Annotated in this window: 18 protein-coding genes and 6 pseudogenes; 14 read left to right on the top strand and 10 right to left on the bottom strand. The window is 64.7% G+C overall.

The window, feature by feature from the left end; genetic code table 11:
- The first annotated feature begins 307 nt into the window (after window positions 1-307).
- Together IAG25_RS02520 and IAG25_RS41355 are read left to right on the top strand one after the other, a co-directional pair.
- Window positions 308-1,936: an electron transfer flavoprotein-ubiquinone oxidoreductase gene (locus IAG25_RS02520; RefSeq protein WP_187603719.1), complete on the top strand. Its 1,629-nt coding sequence runs from the start codon at window positions 308-310 to the stop codon at window positions 1,934-1,936.
- Between the two features lie 287 nt (window positions 1,937-2,223).
- Window positions 2,224-2,340, top strand: a pseudogene (locus IAG25_RS41355) (integrase); the annotation flags it as partial.
- Here the strand turns inward: IAG25_RS41355 and IAG25_RS02515 are convergent.
- A pseudogene (locus IAG25_RS02515) lies at window positions 2,335-3,488 on the bottom strand (ISNCY family transposase); the annotation flags it as partial. The pseudogenes IAG25_RS41355 and IAG25_RS02515 sit on opposite strands and share 6 nt — an antisense overlap.
- Window positions 3,489-3,766: 278 nt before the next feature.
- Between IAG25_RS02515 and IAG25_RS02510 the strand changes: the two are divergent.
- Window positions 3,767-3,998 (top strand): annotated as a pseudogene (locus tag IAG25_RS02510) (NAD(P)/FAD-dependent oxidoreductase); the annotation flags it as partial.
- A 57-nt stretch (window positions 3,999-4,055) separates the two neighbouring features.
- Here the strand turns inward: IAG25_RS02510 and IAG25_RS02505 are convergent.
- From IAG25_RS02505 to IAG25_RS42215, 4 genes and pseudogenes are all read right to left on the bottom strand, one after another.
- Window positions 4,056-4,556, bottom strand: coding sequence for a MaoC family dehydratase (locus tag IAG25_RS02505; protein WP_255503476.1), 501 nt, complete (start codon window positions 4,554-4,556; stop codon window positions 4,056-4,058).
- Between the two features lie 34 nt (window positions 4,557-4,590).
- Entirely contained in the window at window positions 4,591-5,430 is an 840-nt protein-coding gene (locus tag IAG25_RS02500) for a sugar phosphate isomerase/epimerase family protein (protein WP_187603362.1), read from the bottom strand.
- A gap of 20 nt (window positions 5,431-5,450) precedes the next feature.
- On the bottom strand, window positions 5,451-5,897 hold the full coding sequence (locus IAG25_RS41350) for a DUF993 family protein (RefSeq protein WP_375336497.1): 447 nt from the start codon (window positions 5,895-5,897) through the stop codon (window positions 5,451-5,453).
- 94 nt (window positions 5,898-5,991) lie between these two features.
- A pseudogene (locus IAG25_RS42215) lies at window positions 5,992-6,036 on the bottom strand (hypothetical protein); the annotation flags it as partial.
- A 9-nt stretch (window positions 6,037-6,045) separates the two neighbouring features.
- Here IAG25_RS42215 and IAG25_RS41345 point away from each other — a divergent pair.
- Both IAG25_RS41345 and IAG25_RS42100 read left to right on the top strand, forming a co-directional pair.
- A pseudogene (locus IAG25_RS41345) lies at window positions 6,046-6,141 on the top strand (hypothetical protein); the annotation flags it as partial.
- 61 nt (window positions 6,142-6,202) lie between these two features.
- Window positions 6,203-6,265: pseudogene (locus IAG25_RS42100) on the top strand (hypothetical protein); the annotation flags it as partial.
- Here IAG25_RS42100 and IAG25_RS42095 read toward each other — a convergent pair.
- From IAG25_RS42095 to IAG25_RS02475, 5 genes are all read right to left on the bottom strand, one after another.
- A complete protein-coding gene (locus tag IAG25_RS42095; protein WP_309243915.1) occupies window positions 6,259-6,498 on the bottom strand; it encodes a DUF993 family protein in 240 nt (79 codons plus the stop codon). The pseudogene IAG25_RS42100 and the gene IAG25_RS42095 overlap by 7 nt on opposite strands.
- Complete coding sequence (locus tag IAG25_RS42090; RefSeq protein ID WP_309243907.1) at window positions 6,408-7,439, bottom strand: shikimate dehydrogenase family protein; 1,032 nt, start codon at window positions 7,437-7,439, stop codon at window positions 6,408-6,410. The genes IAG25_RS42095 and IAG25_RS42090 overlap by 91 nt, the downstream gene beginning before the upstream one ends.
- The gene (locus IAG25_RS02485; protein ID WP_187603361.1) at window positions 7,436-9,040 is read right to left on the bottom strand and encodes an acyl CoA:acetate/3-ketoacid CoA transferase; all 1,605 of its coding nucleotides are present in this window, start codon (window positions 9,038-9,040) and stop codon (window positions 7,436-7,438) included. Before IAG25_RS02485 ends, IAG25_RS42090 begins: the two co-directional genes overlap by 4 nt.
- A 45-nt stretch (window positions 9,041-9,085) precedes the next feature.
- Window positions 9,086-10,426 carry an MFS transporter gene (locus tag IAG25_RS02480; RefSeq protein ID WP_187603360.1) on the bottom strand — a complete coding sequence of 447 codons (1,341 nt, stop codon included), beginning with the start codon at window positions 10,424-10,426 and terminating at the stop codon, window positions 9,086-9,088.
- A 115-nt stretch (window positions 10,427-10,541) separates the two neighbouring features.
- Window positions 10,542-11,297, bottom strand: a complete 756-nt coding sequence (locus IAG25_RS02475) for an enoyl-CoA hydratase/isomerase family protein (RefSeq protein ID WP_187603359.1) — start codon at window positions 11,295-11,297, stop codon at window positions 10,542-10,544.
- A gap of 279 nt (window positions 11,298-11,576) precedes the next feature.
- Here IAG25_RS02475 and IAG25_RS02470 point away from each other — a divergent pair, with 279 nt between their 5' ends.
- The 9 genes from IAG25_RS02470 (at window position 11,577) to IAG25_RS02430 (ending at window position 20,319) form a co-directional block, all read left to right on the top strand.
- Window positions 11,577-12,236, top strand: coding sequence for a TetR/AcrR family transcriptional regulator (locus IAG25_RS02470; protein ID WP_187603358.1), 660 nt, complete (start codon window positions 11,577-11,579; stop codon window positions 12,234-12,236).
- Between the two features lie 84 nt (window positions 12,237-12,320).
- Window positions 12,321-13,367 carry a Gfo/Idh/MocA family protein gene (locus IAG25_RS02465; RefSeq protein ID WP_187603357.1) on the top strand — a complete coding sequence of 349 codons (1,047 nt, stop codon included), beginning with the start codon at window positions 12,321-12,323 and terminating at the stop codon, window positions 13,365-13,367.
- Window positions 13,364-14,179: a shikimate dehydrogenase family protein gene (locus tag IAG25_RS02460; protein WP_187603356.1), complete on the top strand. Its 816-nt coding sequence runs from the start codon at window positions 13,364-13,366 to the stop codon at window positions 14,177-14,179. Before IAG25_RS02465 ends, IAG25_RS02460 begins: the two co-directional genes overlap by 4 nt.
- Before the next feature lie 72 nt (window positions 14,180-14,251).
- Window positions 14,252-15,286 carry a LacI family DNA-binding transcriptional regulator gene (locus IAG25_RS02455; protein ID WP_187603355.1) on the top strand — a complete coding sequence of 345 codons (1,035 nt, stop codon included), beginning with the start codon at window positions 14,252-14,254 and terminating at the stop codon, window positions 15,284-15,286.
- Between the two features lie 226 nt (window positions 15,287-15,512).
- On the top strand, window positions 15,513-16,496 hold the full coding sequence (locus tag IAG25_RS02450; protein ID WP_187603354.1) for a TRAP transporter substrate-binding protein: 984 nt from the start codon (window positions 15,513-15,515) through the stop codon (window positions 16,494-16,496).
- Window positions 16,497-16,519: 23 nt separating this feature from the next.
- Window positions 16,520-17,080, top strand: a complete 561-nt coding sequence (locus IAG25_RS02445; protein ID WP_187603353.1) for a TRAP transporter small permease — start codon at window positions 16,520-16,522, stop codon at window positions 17,078-17,080.
- A complete protein-coding gene (locus IAG25_RS02440) occupies window positions 17,077-18,342 on the top strand; it encodes a TRAP transporter large permease (RefSeq protein ID WP_187603352.1) in 1,266 nt (421 codons plus the stop codon). Before IAG25_RS02445 ends, IAG25_RS02440 begins: the two co-directional genes overlap by 4 nt.
- The gene (locus IAG25_RS02435; RefSeq protein WP_187603351.1) at window positions 18,318-19,112 is read left to right on the top strand and encodes a 3-ketoacyl-ACP reductase; all 795 of its coding nucleotides are present in this window, start codon (window positions 18,318-18,320) and stop codon (window positions 19,110-19,112) included. The genes IAG25_RS02440 and IAG25_RS02435 overlap by 25 nt, the downstream gene beginning before the upstream one ends.
- Before the next feature lie 40 nt (window positions 19,113-19,152).
- Complete coding sequence (locus IAG25_RS02430) at window positions 19,153-20,319, top strand: dihydrodipicolinate synthase family protein (protein WP_187603350.1); 1,167 nt, start codon at window positions 19,153-19,155, stop codon at window positions 20,317-20,319.
- Window positions 20,320-20,327 lie beyond the last annotated feature (8 nt).

Here is a 20,327-nt window from a genome sequence, read left to right as displayed (position 1 = left end):
CACTCGCGGGCAAGCCGTTGGCGGTACGTGTGTGTGGCGTCGCGGCGAGCGAGCGGCGAGCTATCGATCTTCTTCTTTCGCCACGAAGACGGGTCGTGGTCCGTGTTCCCGCCGCAAGCACGGCGGCCGACGATGAATGCGTCGCGCATGCCGGCTCCGCACGGCGAGCCGGGCCCGATTGCGTCGGCGGGTTGAATGTCGACCGCGGCCCGACATCCTGTTTTTCATCCATTCAAAAGTATCGGAGACCAACGCAGTGTCAATCCCGACCATCCTTGACGATGAGATCGCTGTCGAGCGCGAGTCGATGCAGTATGACGTTGTGATCGTCGGCGGCGGCCCGGCTGGCCTGTCCGCGGCGATCCGCCTGAAACAACTGGCCGCGGAAAGAGACGTTGAGCTCAGTGTGTGCGTGCTGGAAAAGGGCTCGGAGATCGGAGCGCATATCCTGTCGGGCGCGGTGATGGACCCGCGCGCGCTAACCGAGCTGATCCCGGACTGGAAGGAGAGAGGCGCACCGCTCACGGTGGAGGTGATCGAAGACTGCTTCCTGTTCCTGACCGAATCGGCCTCGAAGCGCGTGCCGGCCTGGGCGCTGCCGGACAATTTCAGGAACCACGGCAACTACGTCGTCAGCCTCGCGCAAGTCACGCGCTGGCTGGGACAGCAGGCCGAGGCGCTGGGTGTCGAAATCTTTCCGGGCTTTCCGGCCGCTGAAGTGCTGTACAACGACGACGGTTCGGTGAAAGGCGTCGCGACCGGCAACCTCGGCGTGGGCAAGGACGGTCGACCCACCGCGCACTTCCAGCCGGGCATGGAACTGCACGCGAAGTACACGTTGTTCTGCGAAGGCGCGCGCGGGCATCTGGGGCGTCGTTTGAATGACCGGTTCAACCTGAGCGACGGGGCCGATCCGCAGGTCTACGGCATCGGCATCAAGGAAGTGTGGGAGATCGACCCGACGAGGCACAAGCCGGGGCTGGTGATGCACACCGCCGGCTGGCCCCTCGAGAACGACACGTACGGCGGCTCGTTCCTCTATCACATGGATCACAACCAGGTCGTGGTCGGCTTCGTGGTGGGGCTGGGCTACACGAATCCCTATCTGTCGCCGTTCGAGGAATTTCAGCGCTACAAGACGCATCCGGCGATCCGCGCCATTCTGGAGGGCGGCAAGCGACTGTCGTACGGCGCGCGGGCGATCACAGCGGGCGGCCTGATGTCGCTGCCGAAGCTGGTTTTCCCCGGCGGTGCGCTGGTCGGCGACGATGCGGGTTTCCTGAATGCATCGCGGATCAAGGGTTCGCATGCGGCGATCAAGTCCGGCATGCTCGCAGCCGAAGCCGCCTTCGACGCGGTGCAGTCGGGCCGCGAGGCCGACGAACTCGCCGCGTATCCGGAAAGCTTCAGGACGTCGTGGCTGCATGGCGAGTTGTATCGCGCGCGCAACTTCAAGCAGTGGATGAGTAAAGGGCTCTTCCTCGGCACGCTGATGGTCGGCATCGAGCAGAAGCTGCTGCGCGGTAACGTGCCGTGGACGCTGCATCACCGGCATTCGGATCATGAGATGCTCAGGCCGGCTTCGGAGTTCAAGCCAATAGAATATGCGAAGCCGGATGGCAAGCTGACGTTCGATCGGTTGTCTTCGGTGTTCATCTCGAATACGAATCATGAAGAGAACCAGCCGGCTCACCTGACGCTGAAAGATTCGACCGCGCCGGTGAGTGTCAACTTGCAGATCTATGCCGGGCCGGAATCGCGTTACTGCCCAGCCGGGGTGTATGAGTTTGCGAAGAATGCTGGCGGCCGCGAGCACCTTGTGATCAACGCGCAGAACTGCTTGCATTGCAAGACGTGCGATATCAAGGACCCGATGCAAAACGTCGTATGGGTCACGCCGGAAGGTGGCGGCGGTCCGAATTATTCGAATATGTGATTGGACTTGCCGGTCGGTCGTACACCGCCGGGGTTCAGGGATGGGGCCGTTTGATATCGGTTCGGACGGCCCTGCTTTTCAGCCCTGCGTTGCAAGTTCCATGCGATGCGATGGCCGTTATCGAGCCGGCAACGGTTGTTCGGATCGGGTAGCGCGAATGGCTGGAGTGGGTCGGACAGCGACCATTTCCCGAGACACAAAAACAATCTCCCTTCATTGACGAGGAGGTTGTCATGGAAACGCTTAATGCCTCGGACTCGCGCCGGATGCCTTGAAACAAGAGACGGCTGACCGGTCAGAAGCCACCATTGAAGCTCCGTGAGATCTGGGCGATTCGGACGAGGCTCCGGATGTCGTCTAATGCTCATGAGCTGGCGCTGTTCAACCTTGCAATCGACAGCAAGCCGAGCGTATCGACGATAGGCGAGGGCCGCCCCATTCACGCGGATCTCGATACGCCCATCCGGGTACTCGAAGACGTCGAGATACTGGTGGATCAGCGCGCGGTTCTGCGCCGTATCGTCGAGCATGTAAATGACCCGGTCGTATTGAACCGTCAACACCTTGGTCACGCGCCGCGCCACGCGTGAGGTCAGGATCAACTCGATGTTCTCGTCGCTTCTGAGCGCGCGATGGGCATTGAACGCGCTTCTTGGAACCTTGCCAAAGCGGTCGTTGAAGTCGGCACTGAAGTGGGGCGCGTAAGCGTTGGCGTCTTCCTGCGTGTTGATGCCACGTAGGCGCAGTTCCTTCACCAGCCGGTCCTGCAAGGTCAGATTGGCCCGCTCGACCCGTCCCTTCGCCTGGCTGCTATTGGCGCACCAGGTATCGATGTTGAGCTCAAACAAAGCCCGTCCAAATTGCGTGACGCCTTTGCCAGCGGCCTCGGCGTGGTTGTTGCAATGAAATACCGCAGCCTTGTCGCTGTATAGCGCCACTGGTTTGCCATGCGCTTAAAGATACTTGCGCATGGCCTCGAAGTAGCTGAAGGTCGACTCGGTCGCCGTAAAGTGCAGGGTCATCAGCCGGCCCGTCGCGTCATCGATAAACACCAGCAGCGTGCAAGCCGGTGCGCGATCCTCGAACCAGCGATGATCGCTGCCATCGATCTGAATCAGTTCACCCAGACACGATCGGCGGTTCCTCGGCTGGTGTAGCGTCGGTGGATGCTGCCGGCTCGGAATCCAGAGCCCGGCATCGCGCATCCAGCGCCGTACCGTTTCTTGACCAACTCGATGTTGTGACATTCACGCAGCTTCTCACAGGCGAGCGTCGGCCCAAAATCGGCATAGCGCTCGCGCACCAGCGCCATTGCCCGGGCGCGCAGATCAACGGGTAATTCGCGATTACTCGGCTGTCCACGCTTGCCCGAGATCAACCCGGCCGGACCGCTCGCGGCATAGCGGCGAGCCAGACGGCTAATCTGGCGCTCGCACAGGCCCAGTCGCTCGGCAGCCCGCACCATCGTCAGCCGATGCTCGCAGACTGCCTCGATCACCTTGATGCGTTCGAGTTCGTGCATAGTCAAGGTCACCCGTTCGGTTGGCTTCATGGCGAACTCCCGGCGTCGGATCGGAAGCGCCCAGCATGGCACCCGTAGCAAAACACGACATTTCTATCTTGCTAGAACACGACATTAGGATATTGCCGCTACAAACAAAAAGTCGATAATTAGGTTTATGTAAACTCCATAGATTATCCCGACACCGTTTCGAATTGCCGAGAACTCCACCGCTCGCGCCGTTGACCTTTTTCCAACGTGCAGTGAACGCGGCAGCAGCCTGACGGCGAGCGATTTGTCCAGTTCCACGACGGCCTTCTACACGGCCGTTCCCGCTCGGCGGGCGCCTCGACGCCGAGCCTTGGCTCGGGCGCCGACCATGCGCGCCTGACATGATGCCTGTGGTCGGCCCGGCGCCGCGCCATGCAAATTTGTGGTTCGCATTCGGTCACGCGCATCACGGGCTCACGCTCGGCCCCGATCACCGGACGCATCATCGCCGAGATGATGATCGGCGAGCATCCGCTCGTGCACCCGCGTCCGTATCGTGCGGATCGGTTCTGCTCGAGCGAACGGCGAAAACACGAACGCGCCGTGCGGAATGCGTCACCCAATACGCTAACCCCGATTCGCCATCAGCAAAAGCGTTTGCCCGTCCTGAAGCACCGCTCCGTGCTGATTCAGCACGGTCAGCTTCAACGTCGCGATGCCGCGGTCGGTTCGTTTGGTAACGCGCTTCTCGACGACTTCGATACGCACCTGAATTCGATCGCCGATCATCAGCGGCGCGCGAAACGCCCAGTTCCAGCTCAACGTCGCGAGTGCGCTGAAGCGGACGTCGCTGCGTGTCTTGAGGCCGTCGGCCAGCGCGAGTCCGAGCAATCCATGCGCGATGCGTCCTGGAAAGCCCGCCTCCTGCGCGGCGACGTCGTCCATATGCAGGTCGTACAGATCGCCCGAGACGCCCGCGTAGTTGACGACGTGTGACTCCGTTACCGTCATCCCCGAGGTGACGTAGTGATCGCCGGGCTCGATGTCGTTGAGGTCGTATTTGCCCGCCGGAAGCAGACGTCCCGTGCGCGCGTCTTCGTTGATTGCCTGGGTCATGTCCTGTGTCATGTCCTGTCTCTTGTCTCTGTCGTCTCTGTTGTCGTCAGCAAACCGATTGCAGGCGCTGCGCGCATACGGCCAGCACTTCGTCCGGCGCGACCTTCCACCATCGGTCGCGCGAAAATATTTCGACTTCCATCATGCCGGCGTAGCCCGCGTCTTCCATCTCGCGCCGAAAGCCCGCCAGATCGATGACGCCGTCGCCCATCATGCCGCGATCCATCAGCATGTCCTTCGTGTCGGCGTGCCAGTCGCACACGTGATACGCGAGAATCCGCCGCGCGCGGCCCGCCGCCGCGATCGACGCCGACAGCAGCGGGTCCCACCAGCAGTGATACACGTCGATGGCGATGCCCAGCATCGACGGATCGTCCGGCGCGATGCGTTCGCACATCGCGAGCGCTTGCCCGATCGTGTTGACGACGGAACGGTCCGCCGCGTACATCGGATGCAAAGGCTCGATGGCAAGCGGCACCTTCAGCTTGCGCGCCTCTTCGAGCAAACGCGCGATGCCCTCGTCGACCTGAGCACGCGCGCCCGCCAGATCGCGCCCGTTCGCGTTCACGCCGCCCACGACGAGCACGAAACAGCGCGCGTCGAGTTCGGCGGCATCGTGCAGCGCCGCGATATTGCCGTCGACGCTCGCGCGCCGGTCCGCTGGCGTCGCGCCGGTCAGATACGTCGAGCGGCAATAGCCGGTGACCGTGAGTTGCAGCGCGCGAAGCCGGCGCGCGACCGCTTGCGCGCCGATCGCCTCGACCTCGTGCCGCCACGGCGCGGCGCCGCCGAAGCCCGCGCGCGCGATGCGCTCCAGCGTCACATCGAGCGATTCGCGATGTCCGAGCGTCGCGGTATTGATGGCGCATCGATTCAGTGAATCCATCTCGCGCTCCCTTGCATCGTTCACAGGCCGAAAGTCTGCATGACGAGCCGCATGCGATGCACCGCGAGCTCCGGATCGCGCAGAAGGTTGGCCGCATCGGCGAGACGGAACACGTCCGCGAGATAGAGCGGCGGACGCGCGCCGTGATGGCCGCCCGGCATGAAGAAGTGCGGCTGGAATCCGTTCAGGTACGCGAGAAAGACGACGCCCGTCTTGTAGTACTGCGTCGGCGCGCGAAAGATGTGCCGCGAGAGCGCGACCGTGGGTTCGAGCACGCGCTCGTATCGCCCGATATCGCCGCTGGCGAGCGCGGCGAGCGCCTGCGACGCGGCGGGCGCGATCGCATCGAAAATGCCGAGCAGCGCGTGCGAAAAGCCCGCTTCGTCGCCCTTGATGAGCAACGGATAGTTGAAGTCGTCGCCCGTATACATCTTGACGCCTTCGGGCAGACGGCGGCGGAACGCGATCTCGCGCGCGTCGTCGAGCAGCGAAATCTTGATGCCGTCGGATTTTCTGCGCGTTCTCCGCGATCACCGCGAGGCAGGCATCGGCGGCTTCGTCGAGATCGTCGCTGCCCCAATAGCCCTTGAGCTCGGGATCGAACATCAACGCACGATGGCCGAAACGCGCGACATGCCTAACGCGCTGATCGCGTCGGGCTGCGGCACCGACCATCTTCCCGCGCATGCGGCGACATCGTGCGATGACGTGATTCGCGCCTACGCGATGCAGCTCGACGCCGTTCAGCGCACCGGCAGCCGCGTGATCCTTGATGGCGAGCCGCGCGCTCGCACGCGTGGCGCGGCACCGCGACGACTATCTGCGGGTCTACCGCGAAGTGCTTGCGATGTGCGAACAGCCCGTGATTCTGCACTGGCTCGGCGACAATCCATCGCTTCGGCAATGCCGAGGCCCTGCCCGATCAAGATAGCGCCGGTATTCGATGGTGCGCGGCCAGTCGAGCGCGGCAGGCTGATTCAATTCGCCGCTGCGATGCGGATCGGCGACGACATGCGCCGCCGAATACGCGATGCGGTTGAACGTCGCGCCCGCCGGCGCACCGCCGATCGGGTCGCCCTTGAGCGTGTAGGTGTCGAACTGGCCGGAAGCGGCCGGAAGAACGATTTGCATGATGGTGGTGGCGCGCTCAGGCGTGCTCGTCGGAGAAACATGAAAACGAGGCGGGCATTTCGATGCCGAAGAACGTTCGCGAACGCCGCGAGTTGTCCTTCGATCATCGGCCGGCCGTTGGTCGCGCGGCAGCCGCACTGCCGCGCATGTTCGAGCAGCGGGGTCTCGGCGGGCGTCATGATGATGTCGACCACCTGAAGCGCCGGCGAGAACGCGCCGAACGCCGCGGGCATGCCGTCACCCGGCCGCATGCCGACCGGCGAGCAGTTGACGAGCAGATCGATGCCCGCGAGATTCGCCGGATCGATATCGACGCTCGCCGCGCAGCCCGGATAGAACCGGTTCAGCCGCGCCGCCAGTTGCTCGGGCAACTCGCGCTGCGGATCGGCAAGCGCGATGCTCGCCGCGCCCGCTTCCGCCAGCGCATGCGCCACCGCCGCGCCCGCGCCGCCCGCGCCGAGTTGCTTCACATGCTTGTCGCGCACCTCGAAACCGATGCGCTTCAGGCCCAGCACGAGGCCGGTGCCGTCGAACATGTCGCCGAACCAGCTTCCGTCGGGACGCTCGCGCATGACATTGATCGCGCCGACGCGGCGGGCGGTGTCGGAGACTTCATCGACCATCGACATGGCGCGCACCTTGTGCGGCACCGTGACGACGAGCCCGTCGACGTTGCCGAGCGCCTGAAGCCCGGCGACGGCCGGCTCGAACACATTCACGGGGACATCGAACGGCAGGCAGACCGCATCGATGCCGCCCGCTTCGAACAGCGCGTTCATCAATTGCGGCGTTTTCACCTGCGTCACCGGAATGCCGACGATGCCGAACAAGCGCGTCGCCCCGCCGATGCGATGCTTGCGCGTGGCTGGTGGCGTCACCGCTGTCCCTCCGCGAAACCGGCGAGGCGCGCATGACGCGGCCACGACTGTGCGTCCATCGCGGCAGCGAGGCCCATCGGCTCGGGGCGGAACAGGCGTTCGTCCATCAGCTTGAGATCGGGCGAGATGACCGGCCTGAACGCCATGTGCGCAAGCACGTCGCGTTCGAGATCGATGCCCGGCGCGATCTCGATCAGTTCCAGCGCACCCTCGATGGCGCGAAACACCGCGCGCTCGGTGACGAAGAGCGTCGTCTGGTTGAGTTCCCGCGCGTACGGCCCGCTGTACGACACCTGCTGAAGCTTCGACACGAACTTGCGGTGCGCGCCTTCCTTGAGGATCTGCAACTGCCCGCCTTCGCACGACACTTGCAGGCTGCCCGCCGTGAACGTGCCGCCGAACACCATCTTGCGCGCGTTCTGGCTGATGTTGATGAACCCGCCCACGCCGATCAGCTTGTTCGCGAAGCGGCTGATGTTCACGCTGCCCTGCGCGTCGATTTCCACGGCGGAAAGAAACGCGATGTCGATGCCGCCGCCATCGTAGAAATCGAACTGATAGGGCATGTCCACGATGGCGCTGTAGTTGCGCGCAGCGCCCGCGTCCAGGCCCGCGGCAGGCGCGCCGCCGATCAGCCCTTGCTCGTTGGTCAGCACGATGTGATGCAGCACGTCCTCTTCCGCCGCGACGAGCCCGATGCCCGTGCACACGCCGGAACCCACGTTGCACACCGCGCCGACGCGCAGTTCCATCGCCAGACGCCGCGCGATGATCTTGCGTTCGTCGAGCGGCAGGCGCGGAAAACCGCCGAGCGGGATGCGCAGTTCGCCGGTGAAGGCGGGATCATAGGCGGTCTGGTAGGTCACCGGCTGATCCGGTTCGACGACCACCGCATCCACCAGCATGCCGGGAATCTTCACCGTCTTGGCGGGCAGCGTGCCGCGCCGCGCGAGCCGCTTGACCTGCACGATCACGAGGCCGCCGTTGCGCCGGGTCGCCTGCGCCATCGAAAGCATGTCGGCGAACACGGCTTCGTGCTCCATCGATACGTTGCCGTCTTCGTCGGCGGTCGTGCCGCGCAGAAACGCGACATCGACTTCGAAAGGCTTGTAGAACAGCCACTCGCGCCCTTCGATCTCGATCAGGCTCACGAGCTCGTCGTCGCTCGGCGCACCTTGCAGGCCGCCGCCGTTGCGCGGATCGACGAAGGTATGCAGGCCGACGTGGCTGACGAGTCCCGGCCTTCCCGCCGCCATTTCGCGCGTGAGTTGCGACAGCGCGCCCTGCGGCAGCGTCCACGCTTCGACTTCCTTGTTCAGCGCCATCTGCGCGAGCGCCGGCGAATCGACCAGCGTGCCGCACACGACGCGCTTGAGCAGTCCCGCATGCGCGAGCCGCGATGCGCCTCGCTCGCCGCGATCGCCGAGACCGACCGGATGCACGGAGGTGATCCGGCGCGGCTCGCCCTGCGCGAGAAAGCGGCGCTCGAGCGCCTCGATGAGCGATTCGGGCACGGCGTGTCCGCTTCCCGATCCGCCGATCATCAACGTGTCGCCGTCCTTCAGGAGGGATGCAGCCTGGTCGGCGGTCAAAATTTGCATGTTCTCTGCTCCGGTGTTTTCTGTGTCTGTCGATGCGTGCCGCTGCTATGCCGCCGAGCGCGATTCCGCGAATACCTGCTCGTCGTCGCGGTGACGCGAAAGATGCTTGCCGAGCAGCGCGGCGATCAGCGTGAACAGGCAGAACGCGGCGAGGTACAGCATCACGTAGGTCGGCTTGCCGTCGGCATAGGCGACCAGCGCCGTCGCGATGAAAGGCGTCGGCCCGCCGATGAACGCGCCCGAAAACTCGCGGCACATGGCGATGCCGGAAAAGCGGTACTGGGTCGGAAACAGGTTGGAGAGGAACGCGCCCTGCGCGCCGCACGTGCAGCCCCAGCTGATGCCGTAGACTGCGCTCATCGCGATGGTGGCGAGCACGACGTCCTTCGAATCGATCGCCTGGAAGAGCGGCCACACGAGTGCGAGCGCGATCATCGCGCCGGCGGCGAACACGTTGCCGCTGCCGTACTTGTCCGCGAGCATGCCGCCGACGGGCGCGCAGAACAGTGAAAAGCCGAGCGCGATGATAAGCACGACTAAACTGTCCGCCTTCGCCATGCCGACGGTGTTCGTCATGTAGCTCAGCGCGAAGGTGTTGAGCACGTACGACAGCGCCTGATGGCCGCCCATCGCGAAGAAGCCGCACAGCAGTTCGCGCCGGCTGTTGCGGAACAGCTCGGCCACGGGCACTTTCCCGGCCTTGGCCTGCTCGCTCGCCTTCTCCATCGCGGCGACGTACTCGGGCGTTTCGTCGAGTTTCGAACGAATGTAGATGGCGACGCCGAACAGCGCGAGCGACAACAGGAACGGCACGCGCCACACCCACGAGAAGAGAATGTCCTCGGGCACGTACGAAATCATCAGGAAGGTGGCGATGGCGATCATCACGCCGAAGTTGGTCGCGGCGTTCGGAATCGACGTGAAGAATGCGCGGCGGCTCGGCGGCGTGTATTCGGCGATCAGCGTGATCGCGCCCGCGAGTTCCGCGCCCGCGCCGAAGCCCTGCATCATGCGCAAGAGCACGAGCAGAATTGGCGCGAGGATGCCCGCCTGCTGCCAGGTCGGCAACAACCCGAGGCCGACGGTCGCCGCGCCCATGATCGTCACGCAGAACACGAGCGCGGGCTTGCGGCCGTACTTATCGCCGATGTGGGAAATGACGATGCCGCCCAGCGGCCGGATGATGAAGCCCACCGCGAACGTCGCGAACGCGGCGAGCGTGCCCGCCAGCGACGACAAATGCGGAAAGAACAGCTTGTTGATGATGAGGCCCGATGCCGCCGCATAAAGCCCATAGTCGTACCATTCGATGATGGTTCCGAGCGTGGACGCGAATACGGCGCGCCGGATGTTCCTGCGGTCTGCCCGCGCGAGTGCTGGTTGCATGGCGCTGTCTCCTGCTTTTCTTGTCTGATCTCGTGTGCGATGCCGCGCGCCTGAAGGTCACGGCATCCGTTGACGGTTTCGCTGCTGATCGTGTCGATCGTGTCGATCTCGTGAATCAGCTCCGGCCGCGATTGCCGAACGCGCTGGCGCCCTCCTCGTAATTGCCCGATGCGAAGCAGAGCGAGGTGAGTTCGTTCTCGTAGCGGATGCCTTGGTCCACGCTCATGGAGAGCGCCGCGCGCACCGCTGCCTTCACCGACTGCGTGGCGATCGGGCTGAACTCGGCCATCTTGCGGCACAGCGACATGGCGTGATCGACGACGGCCTCGTCGTCCACCACCATCTCGACCAGGCCGATACTGCGTGCCTCGTCCGCATCGATGGTGTCGCCGGTCAGCAGGAGGCGCATCGCCTGTCCGTAGCCGACCAGACGCGGCAGCATCTGCGAGGCGCCGCCGCCGCCCACCCAGCCGCGCAGCACTTCGGGCGCGCCGAACTTCGCGCTCCGGCCGGCCACGCGGATATCGGCGCCGAGCATCATTTCCAGTCCGCCTCCGAGCACCCAGCCCTTCAGTGCGGCGACCACGGGCTTCGTGAAATCGCGCACGACCATCGCGTAATCGGTGCGCGCGCGGAATTCCCACGCGCTCCGGTACGCCTTGAGCGAATGCAGATCGCTGCCCGCGCTGAACGCGCGTTCGCCTTCGCCGCGCAGCATCACCACGCGAACCGTCTCGTCGCGCTCGATGTCCTGCCGGATGCCGACGAGCGTCTGCGTCATCTCGGGCGTGATCGCGTTCATCTTCTCCGGCCGGTTGATGACGATCTCCGCCACCGCACCGTGCTTGCGCATCAGTATCTGTTCCTGCATCGCGCCTCCTTTTGCCGACTGCCGTGGCAGTCATGTCCCTTTCGTGTTTTCCCTTATACTTACTTACTAGTAAGTAGCTTGAGCGGACATTAACATCAATCTCAAACGTTGCGCAACGGGAATTTCGAGGAGGGAAAAATGCGAGGCGACACAGCGCATGGGAAGACGCTCGAAGCACACGCAGGAAAGCGGCCGACCGATAGGGGTCGTGTAAAATCAGCCGTTGCTTCGCCCCGTATGAGGCTTAGTCACCACACCGATCCTCACCGAGGGAAAACCTTGAGTCAGACCGAGAAGCCCGCGAAAACCGACAAGACGGCTCCAGCGACCCGGCAGCGGTCCTCCATGTACGACAGCATCAAGGACGTGGCCAAGCGGCTTCTGATCGCGCACGGTTATCACAAGACGACGTTCGGCGTGATCGCGAAGGAACTCGGCATCACGACGACCAACATCCACTATCACTTCGGCAACAAGAACAGTCTCGTCGAGGAAGTGGTGAAGGATTACGTGGCCGGCGCAACGGAAGGTCAGAAGAATATCTGGCTCGACGAAACCATGTCCTTGCAGGAAAAGGTGCAGGCGGAAATCGCTTTCAACCGCAATCTCTTTCGCAAGTACAACCCCACCGGCAAGACGCGCAAGCCGTGGAGCCTGATCGGCCGGCTGCGCCTCGAAAGCGACGTCCTCACCGACGAAGCGCGCGCCGCGCTCGCGGGCTTCACCACCGAAATCCACGGCGCGGTGGAGTTCGCGGTCGCGCACGCGAGCCGCAGCGGCGAGCTCAAGCGCGACACGCCCAAGGAAGACCTGATCTTCCTGCTCACGCATCTGATCGACAGCCTGTCGGTGTTCGCCCAGGACGCGGGTGGCTTCGAGCGCGTCGAGCAATTCATGAACTCGTTCTCGCGCGTCGTGCTCGCGAAATACACGAAGTAATCCAGCGTTTTTGCGCATCGCGGACGTGCCGCGCGCTGGACAATTAGATCGATCTACCTTATTGTCGAGGTACGGAGACAATTCATGAGCGATAACGCTTTCAGCATCGCCGTCGTGGGCGCGGGCATGGCATCCGCGCCGCATCTCGCGGGTCTTCTGGACTTGCGGGAGCGGGTGACCGTGCGCCATGTCGTCGCGCGTTCCGAAGACCGCGCGCGCGCCTTCGCACATGCTCTGCCGCGGGCCCGCGTCACGCTCGATCTGGACACCGCGCTGGCCGATCCGCGCGTGAACGCCGTGCTGCTGCTCACGCCACCGAACACGCATCTGGAGCTCGGCGCGAGGATCGCAGCGGCGGGCAAGCATCTGCTGATCGAAAAGCCGATCGATGTCACGACCGCGCGCGCCAGCGAACTGGCGGACACATGCGAGCGGCACGGCATCGTCGCGGCGACGGTGTTGCAGCATCGCACGCGCGATGCCTCACGCAAGCTGCGCCAGTTGCTCGATGCGCGCGCCCTCGGCGACATCCACAGCGCGAGCGTCGCGGTGCCGTGGTGGCGTCCGCAATCCTATTACGACGAACCCGGGCGCGGCACGCTCGCCCGCGACGGCGGCGGCGTGCTGATGACGCAGGCCATTCATACGCTCGATCTGTTCCTGTGGCTCATCGGCTGTCCCGACGAAGTGTTCGCCTACGCGATCACCAGCCGCGCGCATCGCATGGAATGCGAGGACACGGTCGCGGGCGTCATGCGCTATGGCAGCGGCTGCGTCGCGTCGCTGCACGCGAGCACGGCGGCGTATCCCGGCTTCGACGAACGCATCGAGATCAGCGGTGCGAACGGCAGCGCTACGCTCAGCGGCGGCAGGCTCGTCGTGCATTACATGGACGGCTCCGTGATCGAGGAAGGCGAAACGGCGTCCCTCGGTTCGGGTGCGAATCCGATGGCCTTCTCGCACCATGCGCATCGGGCGGTCATGGCCAATTTCATCGATGCCGCCACGCGCGGCGCCGAGCCGGTCGCGTCGCTGCGCAGCGCGCTCACCGTTCACCTGCTGATCGATGCGCTCATCGCGTCGTCGGCGAATCGTCGACCCATGCCGGTCAAGCCCGGCTCGCCAACATGACCCACACGCTCAATGCCGCCGTCTCCGGCGATACGCGCCTTTTCGCCATCGTCGGCGATCCCATCGCGCAGGCACGCTCGCCGCTCGTGTTCAACGACATCTTTCGGCGCATGGGCGTCAATGCCGTGCTCGTGCCGATGCGGATTCCCGCGGCTTCGCTCGCAACGGCGATCGCGGGACTCAAGGCCGTCGGCAATCTGGACGGCATCGTCGTCACGGTGCCGCACAAGATCGCGATGACGGAACTCGTCGACCGGCTGCTGCCCGCCGCGCAGCAAGTGGGCGCGATCAACTGCATGCGCCGCGCCGAAAACGGCGAATGGGAAGGCGACATGTACGACGGCGAAGGCTTCACGCGCGGACTGCGCAAACAGGGCCACGAGCCGCGCGGTATGGCGGTGTTTCAGGCGGGCGCGGGCGGCGCGGGAAAGGCGCTCGCGCATGCGCTCGCCCGCGCGGGCGTGCGCTCGCTGCAACTGACCGATGTGGATCGCGCGAAGCAGGACGCGCTCGTTGCGCAGATCGCGCGGGCGTATCCGGACGTGCGCGTCGTCGCGGGCGGCGCCGAACCCGAGGACGTCGATATGGTGGTGAACGCCACGCCGTGCGGCATGGCGCCGGGCGACCCGCTGCCGTTCGCCATCGACAGGCTCGGCCGCGATGTGCTGGTCGCCGACATCATCATGAAGCCGGAGCGCACGCCGCTGCTCTGTCGGGCGGAAGAGCGCGGACATCGCATCCATCTCGGCCGGCATCTGCTGGAGAATCAGGCGGAACTCGTCGCGGAGTTCTTCGGCATCGCACCGATGTGACGCAAGACGCCGGCAGCGGAACGTCCGGCCGTTTCGGATACACTCCGGGCATACGACTCATCGACCGTTCCAATGTCCCGAGGCAAACCAGGTTCATCCGTCACGCTGCTGGACATCGCCAACGATCTCGGCCTGTCTCGCGCCACGGTCTCGCTCGTTCTGCGCAACAGCCCGCGCATTTCCGAGGCTACGCGCGAGCGCGTGCTCGAAGCCTTCAAGCGCAAAGGCTATGTCTATAACCGCCACGCAGCGGGCATGCGCAGCAATCAGACGCACACGGTCGGCGTGGTCGTCAACGATCTCGCCAATCCTTATTTCACGATGCTCGTGCGCGCCATCGAGGCGAGCCTGAGCACGCAAGGTTTCATCACGCTGCTCGGCAACACCGACGAATCGCTCGAACGGCAAAGCCGCTTTCTCGATACGGTGCGGCAGCACAACATCGACGGTCTCATCGTTTGTCCGACTGAGTCCACCACGGCGTCGCAGATGCGTCAGGTGCTCGCGTGGGGCATTCCGTGCGTGTTCGCCTCGCGCTATGTGGCGGGCCTGCAGGCCGATTACGTGGGCGTGGACAACCGGCGCGGCATGGCGCTCGCGACCTCGCATCTGATCGGCCTCGGGCATCGCCGTATCGCGATGATCGGCGGCGTGATGCGCGCCTCCACCGGCAGCGACCGCGCCGAAGGTTATCGCGAAGCCCTGCGCGCCTCGAAGATCAAGCTCGACGAACGGCTGATCGTGCCGTCGCCGCTCACGCGCTCCGACGGCAAGCGCATCATCACCGAACTTCTGCGCCTGAAGAATCCGCCGACGGCGGTCGTGTGCGGCAACGATATCGTCGCGTTCGGCGTGATGCTCGGCCTGCGCGCGCACGGCATCGAACCGGGCGCGGACTTCGGCGTCGTCGGCTTCGACGATGTCCCCGAAGCCGCGCTGTGGGAGCCGCCGCTCACCACGGTACAGGTCTTGCAGGACGAGATCGGCCAGACCGCCGCCGACCTGCTGCTCAAGCGCATGACGGAGCCGTCGCGCACGCCGACGCGCATCGTGTCGGAGCCGGTGCTCATCGTGCGCGGAACCTGCGGCGCACGCGGCAAGCCCTGAAAAACAGGCTCGCTTTCTCATCGTCCGAACTTTCCCGAGCCGCCCGGTTCGGGTTTCCCTTAGGCAAAATCCGCTTGCGTCACGTCTGCGCAGCCCCTAATCTACGCCCATAGTAGATCGATCTAACACAGGTCAACGACGTGTTCATGCGGCAGCCTTCCGGTCAGTTCCAGCCGCTCCTCCGTGCAAGTGCGATACGGACATGAAAACCATAGGAATCCGATTCATGCGTGACTACCTGCTCTCTCGCCGCAAGCTGCTGATCCTCGCCGCCGCGTCCGCCGCCGCGGGCTATATGCCGCGCCTCGCGCTGGCAGACGGACAGACCATCCGTATCGGCGATGTCGTGGATCGCCACAATCCCGAAGTCATCACCGAGAACGTGATGGCGAAGAAGCTGAAGGAATCGACCGGCTTCGACGCGCGCGTGTTTCCCGACGGCGTCCTCGGCTCGCACACGCGCATGAACGAGCAGTTGCGCAACGGCACGCTCGAAATCACGGTCACGAACGTCGCGGATCTGGAAGGCTACGACAAGCGTCTCGGACTGTTCGCGATGCCCTTCGCCTTTCCCGATCGCAAGTCGCTGTACGCGGCGCAGGACGGTGCGCTCGGCCAGGCGTACGCGGGCATTCTGGACAAGCTCGGCTTCGTGCTGCTGGGCTGGTTCGATTCGGGCCAGCGCAGCGTCTATAACCGCACGCGCGCCGTTCACGAACCGGACGATCTCAAGGGCCTGAAAGTACGCACGCAGGGCAATCAGATCATGATCGCCACCTTCAACCAGCTTGGCGCTCAGGCTACGCCGCTCGACACCACGCAGATCTACTCCGCGCTGCAGCAAGGCGTGGTCGATGGCGCGGAGAACTCCGTCACGTTCTTCGTGCAGCAGCATCACAGCGAGGTGGCCAAGTACTACTCGTACACGAATCACTTCTTCTCCATCGACCCGATGCTCGCCAGCAAGAAATGGTTCGATGCGCTCGACCCGAAACAGCGCGACGCCGTGAAGCAGGCGGGCGTCGAAGCGCAACAGCACGAGCGCGAACTGTGGATGGCTTCGGACGCGAAGTATCTCGCCGAAGCGAAGAAGAACGGCGCGGCCTTCAACGACGCGAACATTCCCGCGTTCCGCACGGCGGTCAAGCCGATCTACACGAAGTACCGCTCGAACTTCGCCGAACTGGCGACGTATCTGCCGGATCTCTGACCTTCAGCCACAGGTTCTCCGACATGAAACCTCTACCGCTTTCGCCTGCGCACCGCGACGGCATCAATCAGACCCGCGCGTTTCGCGTGCTCGCGAGCGCCGAAGATCTGCTGATCGCCGTGCTGGTTTTCGCGATCTTCTGCGTCGTGCTCGCGGGCATTCTGTCCCGCTTCGTCTTTCACGTTTCGCTTTCGTGGAACATCGAGATCAGCGTCACGCTGATGATCTGGATGACGTTCATCGGCATCGCGGTGGGCGTGCGCGACAAGGTGCATGTCGCCTTCGAACTGTTCGAGGACAAGCTGAGCGGCCGCTGGCTCACGTTTGCCTCGCTCGTGCAGATGCTGCTGATGGGCTTTCTGCTCGTCGCGCTCGCGTGGGGCGGCTGGCAGTTCACGGAACTCGGCTTCAATCAACTCACGCCGAGCGGCATTGCGCAGTGGATCTCGTTCGCCGCCATTCCGGCCGGCAGCGCGCTCGGGCTTGTGCATCTCGCGGCGCATGCGTGGGACGTCGCGGCGCACGTCGATCTCGACAACGGCGCGCATCGCGGCCACGGCCATACCGAAACGAGGACGCAATGATTCTGACCATCGGACTGCTCGCGCTGTTCGTGCTCGCCGGCGCGCCGATCATCGCGTCGCTGGGCGCGGTCGGCACCATCGACGGCTTGATGCAGGGCCTGCCGCTCACCAATATCGCGCAGGCGATGTATCACGGCGTGGACTCGTTCACGCTGCTCGCCGTGCCGTTGTTCATCCTCGCCGGCGAAATCCTGTTCCACTCCGGCTCGGCGGGCCGGCTCGTCAACTTCATGAACCTGCTCGTCGGCCGCGTGCCGGGCGGACTGGGCGTGAGCGCGGTGGCATCGACGATGGTGTTCTCGGGCCTGAGCGGCTCGGTGAACGCCGACGCCGCCGCGATCAGCTCCGCCATGCTCCCGTCGATGGAAAAGGCCGGCTACCGCAAGGAATGGTCGTCTGCGATCATCGCGGCAGCGGCGGGCACGGGCATCCTGATTCCGCCGTCGATCACCATCATCGTGCTCGCGACGGTGGCGAACATGTCGGTCACCAAGCTCTTTCTCGCGGCCACGCTGCCCGCCATTCTGGTCGGCGTGACGAAGATGCTCATCATCATGTACCGGGCGCGCCTGGAGCCGCCGGTCGCGCCGGTCCACTTCAGCGTGCCGGAACTGGGCCGCGCGTTCGTGCTCGCCATTCCCGCGCTGGGTGCGCCGATCATCATTCTCGGCGGCATTTTCATGGGCTTTTTCACGGCGACCGAATCGGCGGCGGCGGCGGTCGCCTACGTGACGATCATCACGCTCCTGCAACGCTCGATTCCCAGCCGCGCGTGGCTCGGCATCCTGATCAAGGCGGGCCGCACGAGCGCGATCGTGCTGTCGCTCGTGGGCGTCGCACAGATTCTCGGCTACATGCTGGCCTACAACTCGGTGGGCGAACAGGTCGCGGAATTCGCCTCGCAACTGACCAGCCACAAGATCGTGTTCACGGTGTTCATCGTCGTGGTGTTCTGGCTGCTGGGCGCGCTGCTCGACGGCATTCCCGCGCTCATCCTGCTGATTCCGCTGTTTCTGCCCATCGCGCAGGACGCGGGCTTCAGCGACATTCACTTCGCGATTCTCGCCATCGCCATCGTCGGCATTTCGCTGGTGACGCCGCCGATCGGCACGGCCTGCTTCATCGTCACCGGCGTCGCCAATATCCGCATGGTTAATCTGGTCCGGCCGATGCTGCCCTTCATGGCCGTCATGTTCGTCACCATCCTGCTGCTCGCCTTCGTGCCGGCATTCTCCGAATGGCTGCCTCGTCTCCTGTACTAGCGCCCGAACGGGCGCGGCCGCTCGCACTCGTGACCGGCGCGCGGCGCGGCATCGGGGCGGCCATCGCGGTGGAACTGGCGCGCTGCGGCTTCGACCTCGCGCTGGTCGATATCGACGAAACCGGCGCGAACGATACCTGCGCCGCCGTCGAATCGCACGGCGGCCGCGCGGGCTTCTGGCGGCACGATCTCGCCGACAGCGCCGCGCATCCGGCGCTCGTCGGGCGCATCGTCGCGTCGTGCGGGCCGCTCGCTTGTCTCGTCAACAACGCGGGCGTGTCCGCCGACCGGCGCGGCGACCTGCTCGAACTCGGCGAATCGTCCTATGACCGGGTGGTGGACATCAACATGCGGGGAACGTTTTTTCTCACTCAGGCGGTGGCGCGGCACATGGCGTCGAGCGGCAACGAGCATGCGCGCGCCATCGTCACGGTGTCGTCGGTGAGCGCGGAGCTGGCGTCCATCGAGCGCGGCGAATACTGCATGTCGAAGGCGGGTCTCGGCATGCTCACGCGGCTTTTCGCGCTGCGCCTCGCGGCGCTCGGCATCGGCGTATTCGAGGTGCGGCCCGGCATCATCCGCACGCCGATGACCGAATCCGTCGCCGCGCAATACGACGAACGCATCGCCGGCGGCATCGTGCCGATGCAGCGCTGGGGCACGCCGCAGGACGTCGCCTCGGCGGTGGCGGCGCTCGCGTCCGGGCGCATGGGTTTCGCCACGGGAAGCGTGCTGAATATCGACGGCGCGTTGTCCATCCCCCGTCTGTGAGGTTTCCGTCCTTTTTCAACTCAAGCGCGAGTCACGCGACATGAACAGCCTCGAACTGCCTACCTCTTCCGGTGCGCTGGAACGCTATACGCTCGCCGGCACGCCGCTCCCCGATGTGCCAAATGCCGCACCCTTCAACCGCATCGCGCTGTCGGCGGCGCACGTGGTGGCCGATCCGTTCGCGAACGCCGATCCTTGCGACGGCGGCCGGATCGACTGGGACAAGACGCTCGAATATCGCCGCTATCTCGCGGGGCTCGGACTCGGCATCGCCGAAGCGATGGACACCGCGCAGCGCGGCATGGGCCTGAGCTGGCAGGAAGCGCTGCAACTGATTCGCCGCACGCGCGCGGAACTCGCCGACGCCCGCGTGCCGATCTTCAACGGCTGCGGCACGGACCATCTCGATCCCGCATCCGTCGATTCGCTCGATGCCGTCATCAGCGCGTATCTGCAACAGGTCGATGCCATCCAGACGGCCGGCGGCCGGCTGATCCTGATGGCGAGCCGCGCGCTGGCCCGCATCGCGCGAACGCCGGAGGACTACGCGACGGTGTATCGCCGGGTGCTGGCGCAGGTGGAGCAGCCGGTTATCCTGCACTGGCTCGGCGACATGTTCGATCCCGCGCTCGCCGGCTACTGGGGCACGGACGATCTCACCGCCGCCCGCGACGTGGCGCTCGAAGTCATGCGCGAATCCGCCGCGAAGGTGGACGGCATCAAGGTGTCGCTGCTCGACAAGCAGCGCGAGATCGACATGCGCCGCCTGCTGCCCGCCGGCGTGAAGATGTACACGGGCGACGACTTCAACTACCCGGAACTGATCGCCGGCGACGAAGCGGGCTATTCGCACGCGCTGCTCGGCATCTTCGATGGCATCGCGCCCGCCGCTTCGGCCGCGCTCGCCGAACTCGCGGCGGGACGTCGCGAACGCTTCCACGCCATTCTCGCGCCCACGGTGCCGCTGTCGCGCCACATCTTTTGCGCGCCGACGCGCTTCTACAAGACGGGCATTGTCTTTCTCGCGTTCCTGAACGGCCATCAATCGCATATGACGATGCTCGCGGGCCATCAGGCCATGCGCCCTCTGCCCTATTTCGTCGATCTCTTCAAACTCGCCGATGCCGCCGGCCTGCTGCGCCAACCGGAACTCGCGGTCGCGCGCATGAAGCGCTTTCTCGCCGTCTACGGCGTGTCCCAGGACTGAGGAGACAT

It is taken from the genome of Caballeronia sp. EK, assembly GCF_014384845.1.
In the GTDB taxonomy this organism is placed as follows: domain Bacteria; phylum Pseudomonadota; class Gammaproteobacteria; order Burkholderiales; family Burkholderiaceae; genus Caballeronia; species Caballeronia jiangsuensis.
The sequence above is the reverse complement of the archived record's forward strand: the minus strand, read 5'-3'. Positions and strand labels throughout refer to the sequence as shown.